The sequence below is a fragment of the Pseudomonas sp. GM18 genome, from assembly GCF_000282195.1.
Taxonomy (GTDB): domain Bacteria; phylum Pseudomonadota; class Gammaproteobacteria; order Pseudomonadales; family Pseudomonadaceae; genus Aquipseudomonas.
Window position 1 is genome coordinate 14,557 of the sequence record NZ_AKJT01000040.1, and the last position, 19,535, is coordinate 34,091.

The window sequence follows — 19,535 nt, forward strand, 5'->3', positions numbered from 1 at the left end:
CTTGCTCCCGCTGGGGCGCGAAGCGGCCCCGATTCTGGTCGCGCATCGGCCAGTATTCGGGGGGACAGCTTCGCAGTCCAGCGGGAGCAAGCTCCCTCGCCACAATTGCGCTAGTCACCCATTGATCAGAGCACGACTCTCATCCCATCGAACCACCCACCCGCTACCCAAGTAGCATTCGTCGCCACCCGCAGGCTTCGTACACTCGAGCCTCATAAAGGCGAGGGGCGACGATGCAGCAGGTTCAGAGCGACGGTGTGGTCAGTGCCATGTCCCAGGCCGGCGATGCCCAGCAAGCGGCGCAGGATTTGGCGCGACAACTGTTGCACCCGCATTTGGGCTTCGTGCTGTTCTTCTGTTCCGCCGAATACGACTTGCAGGCGCTGGGGCAGGCGTTGCAACAGAGTTTCGGCGGCATTCGCCTGGTGGGTTGCACCAGTGCCGGCGAAATCACCCCCCAAGGTTATGGCCGCAGCTGTGTGACGGCGGTGGGTTTCGATCATCGGCATTTTTCCATCTCCACCGAACTGATCGATGAGATGGAGCATTTCAGCCTGATCGATGCCCAGCAAATGGTTGAGCGCCTGGTCAGCGGATGTCGCAGCAATACCCTGGCACCGATCAAGGGCAACAGCTTTGCCCTGACTCTGCTCGATGGCTTGTCCAGCCGAGAAGAAATGGTGCTCGCTGCCTTGAGCGCGGCATTGGGCGACATTCCGCATTTCGGCGGTTCGGCCGGCGACGACAATTACCTGACCCACACCCATGTGTATTTCGGCGGCGAGTTTCACAGCGGCGCGGCGGTGGTGGTGCTGGTCAATACCTGGCTGGACTTCGAAGTCTTCACCTCCCACCACATCCTGCCCAGGGCCGAAAAACTGGTGGTCACCGCCGCCGACAGCACCTCGCGCCGGGTGTTCGAACTCAACGCCGAACCGGCCGCCGAAGAATACGCCCGGCATATCGGCGTGGCGGTGGCCGACCTCGATTACCGAGTCTTTGCCGCGCACCCGTTGGCGGTGCGGATCAACGATCAGTATTACGTGCGGGCGATCCAGCAGGTTCATCCGGACCTGAGCCTGAGTTTCTACTGCGCGGTGGAAAACGGCATCGTCCTCACCGTCATGAAACCCGGCCCCATGCTGCCGAATCTGCAAGGCCTGTTCGACGGTTTGCGCGAGCGTCTCGGGGACTTGTTGCTGACCATCGGCTGCGACTGTTTTCTCCGGCGCCTGGAACTGGAAGATAGCGGCAGTCTCGAGCAGATCGGCGCGTTCCTGCGGGATCAGCGGGTGATGGGTTTCAACACCTACGGAGAACAGTTCAATGGCATGCACATCAACCAGACCTTCACCGGGGTTGCCATTGCCCGAGGCCGCGCCCCTGGACAGCGCTGACCTTCGGGCGCAGATCGCCAGCCTGCAGCACGAAAACCAAAAATTGCAGCGCATCAATGGTGCGCTGATCGAGCGCATCGAGTCCGGTATCACCCGGGGCAACGACCCGTATGCGGCGTTCCAGCATTCGGTGGTGCTGGCCGAACAGGTGCGCGAGCGTACCGACGCCCTGAACCAGGCCATGGCCGAACTCAAGGCCGGCAATCATTTGCTCAGCGACGCACGGCTGCGGGCCGAAACCGCCCATCAACACTTGATCGACGCCATCGAGAGCATTTCCGACGCCTTTGTGCTGTTCGACGCCGAGCAGCGGCTCGTGCTGTTCAACAGCCGCTTCAAGGCGTTTTGGGGCAACAGCCGGGTGCGGATCAACGCCGGCATGCGCCTGCGCGAGGTCAAACGGTTGATGACAGCGACCGGGATGTTCTGCGAAGAACCCCGGGGACATGTCGACGAAAGCCTGCTCTACCGCCTGCACAATGGCCGCTGGTTGCAAGTCAGCGAACGGCCGACCCAGGAAGGCGGACGGGTGATCCTGTTCACCGACATTACCGACGTCAAACTCAGCGAAACCCTGCGCCGAGAGCAGGCCGTAGCGCAAAAATCGCATCTGTTGCAACGGGCGGTCGACAACCTGTCCCAAGGGGTGGCGATGGTCAACGCCGAGGGCATTCTGGAACTGTGGAACCGACGCTTCCTGGAACTCAGCGGCCTGGCCCCGGTAGCGGCTCATCGACCGTTCGCCGAAGTGATCGCCGACAGCGAGCTGAACCTGCTGACCCCGGCCAGTCGCGATGCCAACGGGCGGCAGGTGCAGGAATGCGAGCAGCGCCTCTGCGATGGCCGGGTGCTGGAAATCCGCACGCATCCGTTGCCCACCGGCGGCTTCGTCAACACCTTCACCGACATCACCGAACGCTACCGACACGCCGAAGCCCTGAGCGAAAGCGAACGCTGGATTCGTTTGATCACTGACCATGTGCCGGCGCTGATTGCCTACCTGAATGCCGATCTGGTGTATGAGTTCACCAACAAAGTCTATGAAGAATGGTACTGCTGGCCTCGGGGCGTGATGCTCGGGCAGAGCCTGCGCGAAGCGCACAGCGAGCAGCACTATCAGCGCCTGGAAGCCTACGTGGCGCGGGCCTTGGCCGGTGAGAGTGTGACGTTCGAGTTTGCCGAAACCAACATCAACAATCAGGAGCGCTACATGCTGCGTTCCTACGTGCCCAATCGCCTGGCCAGCGGGGAAGTGGTGGGGATTTTCGTACTGATCCGCGACATCACCGAGCGCCGCCGTACCGCCGAGGCGCTGCATCAGGCCTATCAGAACCTTGAGTTGCGGGTACGCGAACGCACCACCGAACTGACCACCCTCAATGACCAATTGCTGCGCGAAATCGACGAGCGTCGCCGCGTGGAATCACGCTTGCGCGAGGCCAAGCTGGAGGCCGAGCAGGCCAACCTGTCGAAGACCAAATTTCTCGCCGCCGTCAGCCACGACCTGCTGCAACCGCTCAACGCCGCGCGGCTGTTTACCAGCGCGTTGCTGGAGCGCCGGGAACCGGTGGCCAACGAAAATCTGGTGCGCAATGTCAGCAATTCCCTGGAAGACGTGGAAAACCTGCTGGGCACGCTGGTGGACATTTCCAAACTCGATGCCGGGGTGATCAAGGCGGATATTGCGCCGTTCGCCCTCAGCGAATTGCTGGAAAACCTCGCCGCCGAATACACCCAGGTGGCCCGCAGCGAAGGCCTCGAGCTGCATTTCATCCCGTGTTCGGCGTTGGTGCGCAGCGACATTCAGTTGCTCGCGCGGATCCTGCGCAACCTGCTGAGCAACGCCATTCGCTATACCTACAGCGGGCGGGTGGTGCTCGGTTGCCGGCGTCATCACCAGCGGCTGACGATTGAAGTCTGGGACAGCGGCATGGGCATTGCCGAAAACCGTCTGGAGGAGATTTTTCAGGAGTTCAAGCGCGGTGACGTGCAGCGCCCGGATCAGGATCGCGGCTTGGGGCTGGGCCTGGCGATCGTCGAGAAAATCGCCCGTATTCTCGGCCACCGGATCCACGTGCGTTCATGGCCGGGCAAGGGTTCGATGTTTTCCGTCGAGGTGCCATTGAGCGCCACGGCGCCGAAGGCACTGCCGAGCCTGCTGATGAGCGAACCGATGCTCGAACGCCTGCGCGGTGCACGGGTGTGGGTGCTGGACAACGACGCGGCGATTTGCGCCGGAATGCGCACCTTGCTCGAAGGTTGGGGCTGCCGGGTGGTCACGGCGCTGTCGGAGGAGGACCTGGCGCGGCAAGTGGATAATTATCACGCCGAAGCCGACCTGCTGATCGCCGACTATCACCTGGATGACGAGCAGAACGGTGTCGACGCCGTGGCCCGCATCAACGCCCGTCGCGCCTCGGCGATCCCGGCGATGATGATCACCGCCAACTACAGCAACGAACTCAAACAGCAGATCCGTGAACTGGGCCACACCCTGATGCACAAACCGGTGCGGCCGATGAAGCTCAAGACGGCGATGAGTCATTTGCTCGGCCGGCCTTGACGTGATCGTTCCCACGCTCCGCGTGGGAATGCCTCACCGGACGCTCTGCGTCCGCTCTTTGGGGCGCGGAGCGTCCCTGGCTGCATTCCCACGCGGAGCGTGGGAACGATCGACTGAAAACCTCAACGCCGCAAATACGACCCGAAATCAATATCCCCGGCACTCAATATCGCCTGTACCCGGTTGTGCACATTGAGTTTGCGCAAGATCGCCGAGACGTGGGCCTTGACCGTGGTTTCGGCGATTTCCAGGGTGTAGGCGATCTGTTTGTTCGATTCGCCCTTGGTCATGCGCTCAAGCACCAGCAACTGCTTGCGGGTCAGCGCCTGGAGCAGTTCGGGCGGGAAGCTCGGGGTCTCGTTCATGCGCCGGCTGGCGCCGCTTTTTTGCGTGCGGATGATGTCCGGCGGCAGGTACACATTGCCGTTGAGAATCTGCTGGATGGCCTCGGTCATCTGGATGCGTGGCGAGGACTTGGTGATGAACCCCACCGCGCCATAGGTGATGGCTTGCAGCACGATCTGCTTGTCTTGTTCGGCCGAGACGATCACCACCGGAATGGTCGGTGCCTCGTTGCGCAGGTTGATCAGGCCATTGAGGCCGTGCATGCCGGGCATGTTCAGGTCGAGCAGGATCAAGTCCAGGTCATCGTGCTCCTGGGTCAGGGCCAGGGCGCTGTCGAGGTCGGCGGTTTCCATGACCTCGCTGCCGGGGAAACCGTCGCTGATGACGTTATGAATGGCTTCACGAAACAGCGGGTGATCGTCGGCAATCAAAATTTTGTACATGGCCTTTCACCTCATTATTTTTTTCAGGGTGTGGCAACAACACGCAAGCGCTCAAGTCAGGGAAAAGGCTCGGGCCGGGCCTGCGTCACGGGCAGATTCGCCGCTTGCCAGGCATCCAGTCCGTCGCGGTACCAATACAGTGTTTTATAGCCCATGGTGGCCGCGCGTTTTACCGCGTTCCAGCTCAGCCAGCAATCGGAGCGGCAGTAAAAGACCAACGGTTGCGTGTGATCGCCAGCGGTCAATGTGTTCAGGTTACGCGCAAAATAGTCTTGCCAGTCGGGCGTCAGTTCGCCGTCACCGGTATTGGCCAGCCAATGGCTGCCGGGCAGGTTTTCGTGGGGCTGGTCTTCGATGAAACGGCCCTGTAGCCATTGCCGGCGGTAGACATCGATCAGCACCGGCCGGGGCGTCTGCTTGAGCAGGTTTTGCAGGGCGGGCGTGTCGATGATGCTCGCGCCCTGGAGCTGAGTCGGGGTCGGGCTGCGGTACAGGCCGATGCGATAACCGTCGGGGGAGAACAGCGGTGTTTCGGCCTGTGCGGCGCCCAGCAACAGGCTCAGCGACAGCGCAGCGAGAGAAGGGCGCAACAGAACACGTCGGGCACGCGGCATGGGGGTCAGTCCTTATAGTTATGAACCCATTACATGCCAGTAGCGGTGCGTTGTGAATGCGACGATAGACAGGTAAACCAGTACCAAAGTAGTAATTTGATCGTTCCGGTCGGAGTAGTCAGCCGGTTTTGCGCAAGGCCGCATGTTGCGGGTTGAAGGTGAAGACGGCGAGCAGGGCGAACACCAGCGTCAGCCCCACGCACACCGCCAGCGCCAACGGGTTGAAGCGTTCGTACAGCGCGAACCGCACCAGTTCCACCGCATGGGTGAACGGGTTCAAGGCGCACAGCCAATACAGCCATTCGCTGGAATCGCGCATTTTCCACAGTGGATACAGCGCCGATGACAGGAAAAACAGCGGGAAAATCACGAAATTCATCACCCCGGCAAAGTTCTCCAGCTGGCGGATGGCGTTGGACAGCAACAGGCCCAGCGCACTGAGCATCAACGCCACCAGCAGCAACGCCGGCAACGCCAGCAACAGGCCCATGGCCGGCGGTTGCACGCCGTACAGCCAGGCAATCGCCAGGAAGGCGTATACCTGCAACAGCGAAATCAGCGACGTCGCCAGCAATTTGCTGCACAGCAGAAAGGTCCGGGGTAGGGGGCTGGTCAGCAGCACGCGCATGCTGCCCATCTCCCGGTCGTAAACCATCGACAGCGAACCCTGCATGCCATTGAACAGCAGGATCATGCAGGCCAGGCCCGGGATGATGTAAACCTCATAGGGAATATAGGTGTCGTAGGGCTCGATGATGGCGATGCCGAGTGCCGCGCGGAACCCGGCGGCGAACACCAGCAGCCACAGCAACGGCCGCACCAGCGCACTGAGAAACCGCGTGCGCTGCAACACGAAGCGCAGCCATTCGCGCAGCACGATGCCGCTGAAACATTGCCAGTAAGCGTTCATCTGATGACTGCCTCTGAAGAGACCGAGGTGGTCAGGCGGGCGAAGGCCGAACCGAGGTCGCCGCCGTGTTCCAGGCTCAGCGCATCAGCCTGTCCGCTGGCCACCAACCGCCCTTGATGCAGGATCAGCAAGTCGTCGCTGGGTTGCACTTCATCCAGCAAATGAGTGGTCCAGAGCACGCTGATGGTTTGCTCGCGGCACAGGCTGCGGATGTGCTGATTGAGCGCCAGGCGGCTGGCCGGGTCGAGGCCGACGCTGGCCTCGTCAAGCAACAACAGGCGTGGTTCGTGCAGCAACGCGCGGGCGATTTCCACCCGCCGGCGATGGCCGCCATTGAGTTCGCGGACCCGCTCGCGGCGGCGCTCGGTCAGGGCCTGACGCGCCAGCTCCGCGTCGACCCGCAGCCCGGTCTGGCGTCGGGACAGACCATGCAGCGCGGCGTGATAACGCAGGTTCTGCTCGACGCTGAGGTCCAGATCCAGCGTGCTTTGCTGAAACACCACCCCCAATTGCTTGAGCGCCGGGCGTGCCGCATCGCGCAAGGAGCAGCCGCCGACCCGGATATCACCGCGTTGCAGATCATAGAGGCGGGTGAGCAGGGCGATCAGGGTTGATTTGCCCGCGCCATTCGGCCCAAGCAGCGCCGCAAAACGCCCCGGTGCCAGGCTGAAACTCACCTGGCGCAAGGCCTCGCGTGGGCCGTAGGCGAAACTCAGGTCGCTGACCTCGAGGGCGTTCATGGCGTCACCACCACGCCCCACGGATAGCGTCCGACCTTCACCGATTTGCTCACCTTGAGCGTGTCGACATCGATCACCGACACGTCGCCGCTGACGCCGTTGGTGGCCAGCAATTGCTTTTGATCCGGGGTGAACGCCATCTGCCAGACCCGCCGGCCCACCAGCAGGTAATCAACAATCTCGAAGGTCTTGGCATCGATCACCGCCACATGGTTGGCCGGGCCGAGGGCGACGAAGCCGTACTTGCCGTCGGCGCTGAGTTTGATGCCTACAGGCTGGACTTTGTCCGGGTGCACGCCTTTGATCTGGAAGCTCAGGGTCTTGAGGACCTTGCGGCTGGCGACGTCGAGAATCGTCACCGTGCCGCCGATTTCCGCCGAGGCCCAGAGCTGCGAGCCATCGGGATTGAACTCGACAAAACGCGGTCGCTGATCCACCAGCGTATTGTCGGCCAGGGTCTGGGTACCGGTGTCGATCCAGTGCAGCATGTTGGTGGTTTCACTGGTGTTCACTGCCCACTTGCCGTCGGGGCTGACGGCCATGCCTTCGGGCTCGACGCCGACGTTGATCTGCCCGAGCACCTTGGAGGTTTCGGTGTCGATCACCGTCACCAGCGCATCGTCTTCGTTGGAGACATACAACCAGCGATTGTTGGGGTGCAGGGCGAATTGTTCGGGGTCTTTGCCCGAGGGCAGCTCCTTGACGATCTTGCGGGTGGCGACGTCCATTACCTGGACCCGGTCCGAATCGCTGGCGCAGATGTACAGCAGCTTGTTGTCGTGGGACAGCAACAAGCCGCGCGGGCGCTGGCCGACGGGCAGGGTGTCGGTGACTTGCAAGGTCTGCATGTCGATCAGGCTCAGGCTGTTGTCCTTTTCGTTGGAGACCCAGGCAGTGCTGGCCGCCGCATGCCCGGCAGCGAGCAGTAGAGCGCATGAAAGTAGGGTGCGGCGCATGGCAGATTCCTTCTTATTGTGGTGGTAGGGCTGTCAGGGAAAGCGGCAGCTGACCTCGGTTTTGTCGTAACCCAGGCTGTCCATTTCGTTGAAGGGGTGCAGGAAACCGTCTTGCGGCGAAGTGCTGACCAGCGCCCGGGGCTGCACGATGGGGATCGGCTGGCGCAACTGACCGTTCCACGGCCGATAACTGAGCTTGCGGCCCTTGAAGCCGTCCAGCGGTAATTGCTCGCTGATTTCAAGCGTACGAATCGCCATGGCATCGACCTGGCGCAGCTTGCCCACCGCGCTGGCGATGCTGCGTACCGCCATCCACGCGGCGAAATCCCGATCGTTCATCCAGCGCCCGGCCAGGGCTTCGAAGCGTTTTTGCAACTGCGCGGCGCCATAGGTTTCCACGGTCTTGTGCCAGCCTACCGGGGTCAGGCCCTGAGTGCCGGCGACCGGCCGTGGATACCAGGTCTGGTAGGGCACGTACTCGCCGAAGTCGCCGCGTTCATCGGCGACCAGCACCACGTCGTACTCGGCGGTCTGGGTGAACAGCGGCATGTCGGCCTGGGCGCTGCGCCGTTGATCGTTATCGAAGCTCCAGGCTTTCTCGGCCACCAGTTGCAGGCCGAAGCGTTTCGCCGCCCGGCGCAGGGCGGCGGCATAGGCTTGATCGTCGGCGGTCGGGCCGACGATCAGCAGCGCCCGTTGCCATTTGCGCAGCACCAGAAATTGCGCGAGTGCATCGGCCAGCATCGCCCGGCTTGGCAGGCTGTGCAGCACGTTCGGCAGGCAATCGGTAGTGCGCAGGCTGTCATCGGGGCTGCCGGCATTGAACAGCAAGCTGTCGGGGAGCAAGGCGCTGAGTCGGCGCAGGGTTTCCACCGGCGCATTCACCACAAACAGGCGCAGGCCTTGTGCGTGTTGGGCTTTGGCCGCTTCGAGCAGCGCATCCGGATTGTCGACGCTGGCGCTGACCAGGCTGTAGCTGTGATTGAGGAAACGCCCGGTACTGTTGCTGTCGATGATCGCCAGTTCCGCGCCACGCAGGCCGGCATCGGCTGGCTCGGGAATGACGTTTGACAGCAACGGCCCGGGATCGGGGCGATACCCCAGATAGCCGATCCGCACCTGCAACGGTGCATCCGCCGCCTGACTCTGGGTCACCAGCCCGGCGGCGCAGGCAATCGCCAGCAGGTAGATCAAGGCATAAGGGGCGAGCTGGCGCATAAGGCACTCCATCACAGGTAGCGCCAGCATAGGAACCCTGGGCGGGTGGGGAAATATGCAGAAAGTATCGATGGGCCAATACCAAGGTAGTAACGGCGTGTGAAACGTACCTGGGCGGTTCACCACAAGCCCTACTACCAAGGAAGTAGGCCGCGACCACCAAAGCAGCATAGGGTCGGCGCGACGGGGTTCCTAAGATGGCTGCCATAGCCTCTGCGAAGAGGTTTTGCGTGCAATCTTGAGGGCATAACAATGACAACAAAACGCAACGCCTTGCTCGTCGCCGGACTGCTGGCCGGTTTCATCAGCGCAGGTTCCGTCTGGGCCCACGGCAACGTGGTACCCCAGGCCGTCGAAACCAAGGGACTGACCCCGATCAAGGATGCCGGCGTGCAGGTCAATGCCGATGGTTGGGCGGCGGTGAACCCGTATCGTTCCTCCCCGGAGCACGATAAAGCGTTGGAAATCGGTTCTTCGGCCTACAACCAGAATTGCGCGGCCTGTCATGGCCTGGAAGCCAAGTCCGGCGGCATTGCCCCTGACTTGCGCATGCTCGATGTCGGCGAGGCCGGTGATGAGTGGTTCGTCGAGCGGGTGCGCAACGGTGCCGTGCGTGATGGCCGGGTGTACATGCCGAAGATGGCCGACTACTTGAGCCAGGAAGCCTTGTGGGCGGTGCGCACCTACCTGGACAGCGTGCACGTCGAGGAGTGACCCATGCGCCTGCTCGCGGTGTTGATCAGCGCTGTGTGGCTGTGCTGCCAGGCAGCGCAGGCACAAGTCCGAACCTATGACGAAATGATCGCCGCCGCCGAGCTGAAAGTCGCGGTCTACAAGGATTTCGCGCCCTACAGTTTTGAAGACGCCGGCCAGGCTCGCGGGGTCGATGTCGAACTCGCCCAAGTCTTGGCCAAGGCGATGGGGGTACGCCTGAAACTGATCTGGGCACCCGCCGGGGAGAAGCTCGACGACGACTTGCGCGATTACATCTGGCGGGCCAGTCAGTTGCACAATCAGCAACTGGCCGACCTGATGATGCGCGTGCCCTACGATCGCGATTACTCACAGAAACGCAATGAACTGGGCGAACTGGAAAACGGCCATGTGGTGATGTTCGGGCCGTACCAGACCGAACAATGGCAAGTGGCATATGACCGCCGCCGGCTGGACTCGGTGGCCAGCGTCGCGGTGTTCCAGCAGCACCCGATCGGCGTCGAAGTCGACAGCGTGCCGTCGTTTTACCTGACCTCGGTGTTCAACGGCATGCTTGCCGCCAAGACCCACCATTATCCCGGCGTGCCCCAGGCGTTTGCCGCGATGAAAGCGGGTGAAGTCGACGCGGTGATGGCCATGCGTGGCGAGATCGACTGGCAAGTTCATCAGGCCGCCGACCCGCAAGTGGCGCTGGCGGAAAACGCTTACCCGAACATGGGCAAGCAACTCTGGGAGATCGGCATGGCGGTGCATGAAAGCAACCGGCAACTGGCCTATGCCGTGGAAGAGGCGCTGGAAGCGTTGATTCGCGAGGGCACGGTCAAAAGCATTTATGCCCATTACGGCCTGCGCTATGACGTGCCCGAGATGTATCAACAATGAACTGGCACGCGAGTTGGCTGTTGGCCTGTTGGCTGCCCTTGGCCGCGCAGGCGGTTGAGGTCGATCCGGTGCCGTCGGTGATGTGGGCGTTCTATCACAAGCAGATGCTTGGCGACGCGCCGTTCGTGTTTGACGAGCGGGTCAAGCTGCTGGCACCGCCGTTCGCCGAAGACGCCCGGCAAGTGCCGCTGGAAATCGATGCACGGGCGTTCAAGGGCGAGGTGGTGCGAATCCTCGCCTGGGCCGAACTCAATCCGCTGCCGAAAATCGTCGATTTCGAGCCTGTGGCCGACGTACTGCCCTGGCTGTCGATCCGCATCCGCGTTGAACAGGCCACGCCGTTGCGCGCGGCGGTGTTGACCCGTGATGGGCTGTGGCATGTCGGCTCGACCCTGATCGACGCGGCCGGCGGCGGTTGCACGGCGCCGAGTGTGGTGCGCACCCAGCCGGGTTGGGAAGAACACATCGGCGAAGTGCTCGGCGGTCGTTATCCCCGTGGTGAATTCAGTCGTGTGCGTTTGCAAGTCGCGCATCCGATGGACAACGGCATGGTCAGCGGCATCCCGGAATTCTTCCTCAACCAGGCTGAACTGCGGGACCCAAACGACCGGGTGCTGGCGCGTCTGGAGCTGTTTCCGGCGGTCAGCGAAAACCCCAACCTGGCTTTCGACATCGAAGGCGCAGGGCAGACGCGCCTGTTGCTGCGCGACAACAGCGGCAATCAATTCGATGCGGCGATACCCTGACCCAAGGAGCGTGTGATGCGTTGGATGCTGCTGTTGTTCATCTGTGTGAGCCTGCCGACCCTGGCCGATCCCGATTACTCACTCAAGCCCCGGCAGATTGCCGAAGACACCTGGCTGCTGGAGGGCAGCACCGACAACTTCGCCAAGAACAACGGCGGCAACATCGTCAACACCGCGTTCATCGTCACCGGGCAAGGGGTGGTGGTGATCGACACCGGGCCATCGAAGCGCTACGGCGAAGCCCTGCGCAAAGCGATTGCCGCAACCACCGATAAACCGGTGATCCAGGTGTTGCTGACTCATCATCATCCCGACCATGTGCTGGGCAATCAGGCTTTCACAGATGTGCCGATCGGTGCACTGGCCGGCACCACCGAGCTGTTGCATCAACAGGGTGATGCGATGGCCGAGAACATGTATCGACTGGTGGGTGACTGGATGCGCGGCACCGAAGTGGTGTTGCCGACACAGACGCTGACGTCTGGCGTGCAAAGTTTTGGGGACCACGATTTGCGGCTGCTGAGTCTGGGTGGGCACACCGGCGCGGATCTGGCTATTCTCGACCAGAAAACCGGCGTGCTGTTTGCCGGGGATCTGGTGTTTTATCAACGGGCCCTGACCACGCCGAACAGCCCGGGGTTGTCGGTGTGGCTGGCGGATATCGCCACGCTTCAGGGCCTGCCGTGGACGCTGATCGTCCCCGGTCATGGCCCCGTGGCAACGGACAGCAAACCGTTCGAGCAAATGCGCGACTATCTCTCCTGGCTCGATCAACTCATGCGCGACGGCGCGGCGAACGGCAGCGACATGGCCGAGATGATCCGCAGCCCCATTCCCGAGCGGTTCGCCGGTATCAGCCTGAGCCGCTATGAACTGATCCGCAGTGTCAGCCATTTGTACCCGCACTATGAGCGTGCACAGATGAGCCGAGTCGATTCCGCCAAGGATCAGTAATCCATTTCAGATGCGACGCATCCTTTGTAGCAGCTGGCGAAGCCTGCGTTCGGCTGCGCAGCAGTCGTGAATCCGGCCGACACGTTCTGCCTGATGTACTGCAAGCTCTGGTTTTACGACTGCTGCGCAGCCGAACGCAGCCTCGCGGGCTCGGCAGCTGCTACAGCCGAACGCAGGCTCCGCCAGCTGCTACAAGTGGTGAGCCTTCGTTGATTGGCATCATCCGACCCGCTACCAAGGAACTAGAAATCTCCGCATTGCGGGCAATTGTTGCAACGGCGGCGGCGCCCAAGAATCTGCACCAGACCGGGAAAATTTCCCGGGTATAACAAAAACCGCAGAGGTAGCCGTCATGACCCAACCCGCACGTCGCCAACCCTTCGTCTTGAGCGTGCTGCTCAGTGCCATGCTGTTGTCCGGCCAGGCAATGGCCGCAGTCTCCGATCAAGACATCCTCCAGGATCCGAAGAATCCGGAACAGGTCGTCACCAATGGCCTGGGCGTCCAGGGTCAGCGCTACAGCCCGCTGGACACCCTCAATGTCGACAACGTGAAGGACCTGCGCCCGGTCTGGGCCTTTTCCTTCGGCGGTGAAAAGCAGCGCGGTCAACAGGCGCAGCCGATGATCAAGGACGGCGTGATGTACATGACCGGCTCCTACTCACGGGTGTTCGCCGTGGATGCGCGCACCGGCCGCAAGCTCTGGCAATACGACGCGCGCCTGCCCGATGACATCCGCCCGTGCTGCGACGTGATCAACCGCGGGGTTGCGCTGTATGGCGACCTGGTGATCTTCGGCACCCTCGACGCCAAGCTCGTGGCCCTGAATAAAGACACCGGCAAAGTGGTGTGGAGCAAGAAAGTCGCCGACCACAAGGAAGGCTATTCCATCAGCGCCGCGCCACTGGTGATCAACGGCAAACTGATCACTGGCGTGGCGGGTGGCGAGTTCGGGGTGGTGGGCAAGATCGAAGCCTACGACCCGAAAAACGGCGATCTGCTGTGGACCCGGCCAACGGTCGAAGGCCACATGGGTTACGTCTACAAGGACGGCAAAGCGGTAGAGAACGGCATCTCCGGCGGCGAAGCAGGCAAGACCTGGCCGGGCGATCTGTGGAAAACCGGCGGCGCGGCACCGTGGCTGGGCGGCTACTACGACCCGGAAACCAATCTGCTGCTGTTCGGCACCGGCAACCCGGCACCGTGGAACTCGCACCTGCGTCCGGGCGACAACCTTTACTCGTCCTCGCGCCTGGCGCTGAACCCGGACGACGGCACGATCAAATGGCATTTCCAGAGCACCCCGCACGATGGTTGGGACTATGACGGCGTGAACGAACTGGTGTCGTTCAACTACAACGAAGGCGGCAAGGAAATCAAAGCTGCGGCCACGGCGGACCGTAACGGTTTCTTCTACGTGCTCGATCGCACCAACGGCAAATTCATCCGTGGCTTCCCGTTCGTGGACAAGATCACCTGGGCCAGCGGCCTGGATAAAAACGGCCGGCCGATCTACAACGAGGCCAGCCGCCCGGGTGCGCCGGGTTCCGAGGCCAAAGGCAGTTCGGTGTTTGTAGCGCCGGCGTTCCTCGGCGCGAAAAACTGGATGCCGATGGCCTACAACCGCGACACCGGCCTGTTCTATGTACCGTCCAACGAGTGGGGCATGGACATCTGGAACGAAGGCATCGCCTACAAGAAAGGCGCGGCGTTCCTCGGTGCCGGTTTCACCATCAAACCATTGAACGAAGACTACATCGGCGTGCTGCGCGCCATCGACCCGAAAACCGGCAAGGAAGTCTGGCGCCACAAGAACTTCGCGCCACTGTGGGGCGGGGTGCTGACCACCAAGGGCAACCTGGTGTTCACCGGTACGCCGGAAGGTTTCCTGCAAGCGTTCAACGCCAAGACCGGCGAGAAAGTCTGGGAATTCCAGACCGGCTCCGGCGTGCTCGGCTCGCCCATCACCTGGGAAATGGACGGCGAACAATACGTTTCGGTGCTCTCCGGCTGGGGCGGCGCGGTACCGCTGTGGGGCGGCGAAGTGGCCAAGCGCGTCAAGGATTTCAACCAGGGCGGCATGCTCTGGACCTTCAAGCTGCCCAAAGACCTTGTTGCCAAGCACTAATCGCTGCACTGATCGTTCCCACGCAGAGCGTGGGAACGATCACCTACTACCCAATAGCATCGACCCAGACAGAGGCCCATCATGATCTACGCACAACCCGGAACACCCGGCGCCGTCGTTTCCTTCAAACTGCGCTACGGCAATTTCATCGGCGGCGAATTCGTCGCCCCGGTCAATGGCGAGTACTTCACCAACACCTCACCGGTCACCGGTGAAGTGATCGCCGAGTTCCCGCGCTCCAGCGCCGCCGACATCGAAAAGGCCCTCGACGCCGCCCATGCCGCCGCCGATGCCTGGGGTAAAACCTCGGCGCAGGACCGCTCGCTGGTGCTGCTGAAAATTGCCGACCGCATCGAACAGAACCTGGAAGTCCTCGCTGTCACCGAAACCTGGGACAACGGCAAGGCCGTGCGCGAAACGCTCAACGCCGACGTGCCGCTGGCCGCCGACCACTTCCGTTATTTCGCCGGGTGCATCCGCGCCCAGGAAGGCGGCGCCGCCGAAATCAACGAACTGACCACCGCCTATCATTTCCACGAACCGCTGGGCGTGGTCGGGCAGATCATCCCGTGGAACTTCCCGCTGCTGATGGCCGCGTGGAAACTCGCCCCGGCCCTGGCGGCCGGCAACTGCATCGTGCTCAAACCGGCGGAACAAACGCCCCTGTCGATCATGGTGTTCGCCGAGCTGATCGCCGATTTGCTGCCGGCCGGCGTGCTGAACATCGTCCAGGGCTTCGGTCGCGAAGCCGGTGAGGCGCTGGCCACCAGCAAGCGTATCGCCAAGATCGCCTTTACCGGTTCCACCCCGGTGGGCGCGCACATCCTGCATTGTGCGGCTGAGAACATCATTCCCAGCACCGTTGAACTGGGCGGCAAGTCGCCGAATATTTTCTTCGAAGACATCATGAACGCCGAACCGCAGTTCATCGAAAAAGCCGCCGAAGGCCTGGTGCTGGCGTTCTTCAACCAGGGCGAAGTCTGCACCTGCCCGTCCCGGGCACTGGTGCAGGAATCGATCTATGAGCCGTTCATGGCCGAGGTGATGAAGAAGATCGCCAAGATCAAGCGCGGCAACCCGCTGGACACCGAGACCATGGTCGGCGCCCAGGCGTCCGAGCAGCAATACGACAAGATCCTCTCGTACCTGAACATCGCCCGGGAGGAGGGCGCCGAGTTGCTCACCGGCGGCGCGGCCGAGCGTCTGGAGGGCGACTTGTCCAGCGGCTATTACATCCAGCCGACCCTGCTCAAGGGCCACAACAAAATGCGCGTGTTCCAGGAAGAAATCTTCGGCCCGGTGGTGGGTATCACCACCTTCAAGGACGAAGCCGAAGCCCTGGCGATTGCCAATGACAGCGAATTCGGCCTCGGCGCCGGCCTGTGGACCCGCGACATCAACCGTGCCTATCGCATGGGCCGGGCGATCAAGGCCGGGCGCGTCTGGACCAACTGCTACCACCTGTACCCGGCCCACGCTGCGTTCGGTGGTTACAAGAAATCCGGTGTCGGCCGTGAGAACCACAAGATGATGCTCGACCATTACCAACAGACCAAAAACCTGCTGGTGAGCTACGACATCAATCCGCTGGGGTTCTTCTAACTCACAAACACACCACAAACCCTGTGGGAGCAGTCTTGTGTGGCGAGGGGGCTTGCCCCCGTTGGACTGCGGAGCAGTCCCCGGAACTTCTGGTTTTGGGGCCGCTTCGCGACCCAACGGGGCGATGCGGCGTTCTGACAAGCCCCCTCGCCACAAGGGCCCGCTCCCACATTGGTTTTGTGTGTGGTTGAAGGCCTTGCAACACCCCCTACCAACGCACGCCGCCACCTCCTTCGAAAGTAGCATTCGGGCACTCGGCGCCCCGTGCATTAATGGCTTTACCGGAATCGTCCGGCACAAGAAGAGGATTGACCCATGTGGCATAAACCCGCGTTTACCGATCTGCGCATTGGCTTCGAAGTGACGATGTATTTCGCCAACCGTTGATTGATCGCCCGGTCAGCCGTCGCGTTGGCCGGGCCTGCTTTCTGGAGCCTGCCATGCACATCCGCGTTCTCGGTTCCGCCGCTGGCGGTGGTTTTCCGCAATGGAACTGCAACTGTCGCCAATGCGCGGCGATGCGCCACGGCACCCTGCGCGCACAACGCCGCACGCAGTCGTCCATTGCCCTGAGCGACGACGGAGTGGAATGGATACTCTGCAATGCTTCACCAGACATCCGCGCCCAACTCGAAAGCTTCCCTACGCTGCAACCGGCCCGCCGAGTGCGTGACACGGCGATTGCCGGCGTGGTCCTGCTGGACAGTCAGATCGACCATTGCACCGGCCTGTTGAGCCTGCGCGAAGGCTGTCCGCATTCGGTCTGGTGCACCGAACGGGTGCATGCAGACCTGAGCAGCGGCTTCCCGTTGTTCAGCATGCTCAAACACTGGAACGGTGGTTTGCAGTGGCAACCCATCGAACTGGACCGTGAGCCGTTCAACATCGCTGCCTGCCCATACCTGCAATTTCGCGCGATTCCGTTGGTCAGCAACGCGCCGCCGTATTCCCCCAATCGTGGCAACCCGCAGCCGGGGGACACCATCGGCCTGTTCATCGAAGACCTGCGCAGCGGTGCATCGGTGTTCTATGCGCCGGGTCTGGGGCAGGTCGACGCCGAGGTCTTGAGCTGGATGCAGCGTGCCGATTGTCTGCTGCTGGACGGCACGCTGTGGCGCGACGATGAAATGCGCGTGTGCGAAGTCGGCCAGAGCCTGGGCCGCGAAATGGGCCACCTGCCGCAAAGCGGCCCCGGCGGGATGCTCGAAGTGCTGGAGGGCTTCAATCGCCAGCGCAAGGTGCTGATCCACATCAACAACACCAACCCGATCCTCGATGAAGACTCGGCCGAGCGGGCGTTGCTGGATCGGCGGGGGATTGAGGTGGCTTATGACGGCATGGACATTGTGCTGTAGCGAAGGGGCCAGGCCAAACACCGCGAAATCCGGAGAACCGTAATGACTGACACCCCCATGACCCCCGCCGAATTCGAAGCGGCCCTGCGTGCCAAAGGCGCCTGCTACCACATCCATCACCCATTCCACCAAGCCATGTACGCCGGGCGCGCCACCCGCGAGCAGATCCAGGGGTGGGTCGCCAATCGCTTCTACTATCAGGTGAACATTCCCCTGAAGGACGCGGCAATCCTCGCCAACTGCCCGGACCGCGACGTGCGCCGGGAATGGCTGCAACGGATTCTCGACCATGACGGCGTCCCCGGCAGCGAAGGCGGCATCGAAGCCTGGTTGCGTCTGGGCGAAGCGGTGGGCCTGGATCGTGAGCACATTCTGTCTCAAGAACTGGTGCTGCCCGGTGTGCGTTTTGCCGTGGACGCCTACGTCAATTTCGCCCGCCGCGCCTGTTGGCAGGAAGCGGCCAGCAGTTCGCTGACCGAACTGTTCGCGCCGCAGATCCACCAGTCCCGGCTCGACGCCTGGCCCACCCATTACCCATGGATCGACCCGGCCGGCTACGACTATTTTCGTACGCGTCTGAGCCAGGCCCGGCGCGATGTCGAGCATGGTTTGCGCATCACCCTGGGGCATTACGTCACTGTCGAGGGCCAGCAGCGCATGCTGGAGATTCTGCAGTTCAAACTCGATGTGCTGTGGAGCATGCTCGACGCGATGAGCATGGCCTATGAGCTGGACCGCCCGCCGTATCACACCGTCACCACCGAGCGGGTCTGGCACCGGGGGATTGCCCTGTGAACGCGGTCGAACAGCAACCCGGCCCACCGCTGTGGTTGTTGGCGGAGTTGACCTATCGCTGCCCGCTGCAATGCCCGTATTGCTCCAACCCATTGGATTTCGCCCAACAGGGTGAGGAGTTGAGTACAGAAGAGTGGATTCGGGTGTTTCGCGAGGCCAGGGAGATGGGCGCTGCGCAACTGGGCTTTTCCGGAGGCGAGCCGTTGGTGCGCCAGGACCTGGCCGAGCTGATCAAGGCGGCGCGGGACATGGGTTACTACACTAACCTGATCACCTCGGGTATCGGCCTGACCGAACAGAAGGTCCGCGATTTCAAGGTCGCCGGGCTGGACCACATCCAGATCAGCTTTCAGGCTGCCGACGAAGCGGTCAACAATATGCTCGCCGGCTCGCGCAAGGCCTTCGCCCAGAAACTGGCCATGGCCCGGGCGGTGAAAGCCCAGGGCTACCCGATGGTGCTGAACTTCGTCACCCATCGGCACAACATCGACCAGATCGCACAGATCATCGAACTGTGCCTGGAGCTGGAGGCGGACTTCGTCGAGTTGGCGACCTGCCAGTTCTATGGCTGGGCCGAACTCAACCGCGTCGGCCTGTTGCCGACCCGCGAACAGTTGCAGCGCGCCGAGCGGATCACCAATGAATACCGCCAGCGGCTTGAAGCCGAGGGCCACCCGTGCAAGCTGATTTTCGTCACCCCGGACTACTACGAAGAGCGCCCCAAGACCTGCATGAATGGCTGGGCCAACCTGTTTCTCGATATCACTCCGGACGGCACGGCGTTGCCTTGCCACAGCGCTCGCCAGTTGCCGGTGCAGTTTCCCAACGTGCGCGAGCACAGCGTCGAACACATCTGGAACGACTCCTTCGGCTTCAATCGTTTTCGCGGCGATGAGTGGATGAAAGAGCCGTGCCGTTCCTGCGATGAAAAACATAAGGACCTCGGCGGCTGCCGCTGCCAGGCGTTCATGCTCACCGGCGACGCCAGCAACGCCGACCCGGTGTGCAGCAAGTCACCGCAGCACAACGTTATTCTCAAGGCCCGGGACGAAGCCGAGGCGCCGGGGCAGGGCATGGAACACCTGACCTTGCGCAATGAAAAGGCTTCGCGGCTGATCTTTCGCGGATAAAATTAAAACGCGAAGCCCCCACCCCGGGCAGTTGCTACCCATT

The 19,535-nt window shown here is 62.0% G+C and carries 18 protein-coding genes; 12 read left to right on the forward strand and 6 right to left on the reverse strand.

The genetic code is table 11. The annotated features are described in order from the left end of the window. Positions 1-233: 233 nt before the first annotated feature. Positions 234-1,397, forward strand: coding sequence for a nitric oxide-sensing protein NosP (gene nosP, locus PMI21_RS16225; protein WP_007937631.1), 1,164 nt, complete (start codon positions 234-236; stop codon positions 1,395-1,397). Continuing rightward, entirely contained in the window at positions 1,366-3,960 is a 2,595-nt protein-coding gene (nahK, locus tag PMI21_RS16220) for a hybrid sensor histidine kinase/response regulator NahK/ErcS' (RefSeq protein ID WP_007937633.1), read from the forward strand. Before nosP ends, nahK begins: the two co-directional genes overlap by 32 nt. A 122-nt stretch (positions 3,961-4,082) precedes the next feature. On the opposite strand, the gene PMI21_RS16215 is transcribed toward nahK, so the two are convergent. The 6 genes from PMI21_RS16215 to PMI21_RS16190 form a co-directional block, all read right to left on the reverse strand. Further along, a complete protein-coding gene (locus PMI21_RS16215; protein WP_007937635.1) occupies positions 4,083-4,748 on the reverse strand; it encodes a response regulator transcription factor in 666 nt (221 codons plus the stop codon). 56 nt (positions 4,749-4,804) lie between these two features. Further along, on the reverse strand, positions 4,805-5,362 hold the full coding sequence (locus tag PMI21_RS16210; protein WP_007937637.1) for a PQQ-dependent catabolism-associated CXXCW motif protein: 558 nt from the start codon (positions 5,360-5,362) through the stop codon (positions 4,805-4,807). 118 nt (positions 5,363-5,480) lie between these two features. Then, a complete protein-coding gene (locus tag PMI21_RS16205) occupies positions 5,481-6,272 on the reverse strand; it encodes an ABC transporter permease (protein WP_007937639.1) in 792 nt (263 codons plus the stop codon). Continuing rightward, a complete protein-coding gene (locus tag PMI21_RS16200; RefSeq protein WP_007937641.1) occupies positions 6,269-7,012 on the reverse strand; it encodes an ABC transporter ATP-binding protein in 744 nt (247 codons plus the stop codon). The genes PMI21_RS16205 and PMI21_RS16200 overlap by 4 nt, the downstream gene beginning before the upstream one ends. Then, positions 7,009-7,968 (reverse strand): YVTN family beta-propeller repeat protein, encoded by a 960-nt coding sequence (locus PMI21_RS16195; RefSeq protein ID WP_007937643.1) that lies wholly within the window; start codon positions 7,966-7,968, stop codon positions 7,009-7,011. Before PMI21_RS16195 ends, PMI21_RS16200 begins: the two co-directional genes overlap by 4 nt. Positions 7,969-8,001: 33 nt before the next feature. Then, on the reverse strand, positions 8,002-9,186 hold the full coding sequence (locus PMI21_RS16190; RefSeq protein WP_007937644.1) for an ABC transporter substrate-binding protein: 1,185 nt from the start codon (positions 9,184-9,186) through the stop codon (positions 8,002-8,004). Between the two features lie 252 nt (positions 9,187-9,438). Between PMI21_RS16190 and pedF the strand changes: the two genes are divergently transcribed. The 10 genes from pedF (at position 9,439) to pqqE (ending at position 19,492) form a co-directional block, all read left to right on the forward strand. Next, positions 9,439-9,900, forward strand: a complete 462-nt coding sequence (gene pedF / locus PMI21_RS16185) for a cytochrome c-550 PedF (RefSeq protein WP_007937645.1) — start codon at positions 9,439-9,441, stop codon at positions 9,898-9,900. A gap of 3 nt (positions 9,901-9,903) precedes the next feature. Next, positions 9,904-10,782 carry a substrate-binding periplasmic protein gene (locus tag PMI21_RS16180; RefSeq protein ID WP_007937646.1) on the forward strand — a complete coding sequence of 293 codons (879 nt, stop codon included), beginning with the start codon at positions 9,904-9,906 and terminating at the stop codon, positions 10,780-10,782. Further along, a complete protein-coding gene (locus PMI21_RS16175; protein ID WP_007937647.1) occupies positions 10,779-11,528 on the forward strand; it encodes a quinoprotein dehydrogenase-associated SoxYZ-like carrier in 750 nt (249 codons plus the stop codon). The genes PMI21_RS16180 and PMI21_RS16175 overlap by 4 nt, the downstream gene beginning before the upstream one ends. Before the next feature lie 15 nt (positions 11,529-11,543). Continuing rightward, positions 11,544-12,482, forward strand: coding sequence for a quinoprotein relay system zinc metallohydrolase 1 (locus tag PMI21_RS16170; RefSeq protein WP_007937648.1), 939 nt, complete (start codon positions 11,544-11,546; stop codon positions 12,480-12,482). Between the two features lie 352 nt (positions 12,483-12,834). Further along, the gene (locus tag PMI21_RS16165; RefSeq protein WP_007937649.1) at positions 12,835-14,610 is read left to right on the forward strand and encodes a PQQ-dependent methanol/ethanol family dehydrogenase; all 1,776 of its coding nucleotides are present in this window, start codon (positions 12,835-12,837) and stop codon (positions 14,608-14,610) included. 81 nt (positions 14,611-14,691) lie between these two features. Further along, positions 14,692-16,212 (forward strand): acetaldehyde dehydrogenase ExaC, encoded by a 1,521-nt coding sequence (gene exaC / locus PMI21_RS16160; protein WP_007937650.1) that lies wholly within the window; start codon positions 14,692-14,694, stop codon positions 16,210-16,212. Between the two features lie 315 nt (positions 16,213-16,527). After that, on the forward strand, positions 16,528-16,599 hold the full coding sequence (pqqA, locus tag PMI21_RS28865; protein WP_081499480.1) for a pyrroloquinoline quinone precursor peptide PqqA: 72 nt from the start codon (positions 16,528-16,530) through the stop codon (positions 16,597-16,599). Positions 16,600-16,652: 53 nt separating this feature from the next. Beyond that, on the forward strand, positions 16,653-17,567 hold the full coding sequence (gene pqqB, locus PMI21_RS16155; RefSeq protein WP_007937651.1) for a pyrroloquinoline quinone biosynthesis protein PqqB: 915 nt from the start codon (positions 16,653-16,655) through the stop codon (positions 17,565-17,567). A 42-nt stretch (positions 17,568-17,609) separates the two neighbouring features. Then, positions 17,610-18,362, forward strand: a complete 753-nt coding sequence (pqqC, locus tag PMI21_RS16150; protein ID WP_007937652.1) for a pyrroloquinoline-quinone synthase PqqC — start codon at positions 17,610-17,612, stop codon at positions 18,360-18,362. Further along, the gene (gene pqqE, locus PMI21_RS16145; RefSeq protein ID WP_007937654.1) at positions 18,359-19,492 is read left to right on the forward strand and encodes a pyrroloquinoline quinone biosynthesis protein PqqE; all 1,134 of its coding nucleotides are present in this window, start codon (positions 18,359-18,361) and stop codon (positions 19,490-19,492) included. The genes pqqC and pqqE overlap by 4 nt, the downstream gene beginning before the upstream one ends. The last annotated feature ends 43 nt before the right edge of the window (positions 19,493-19,535 follow it).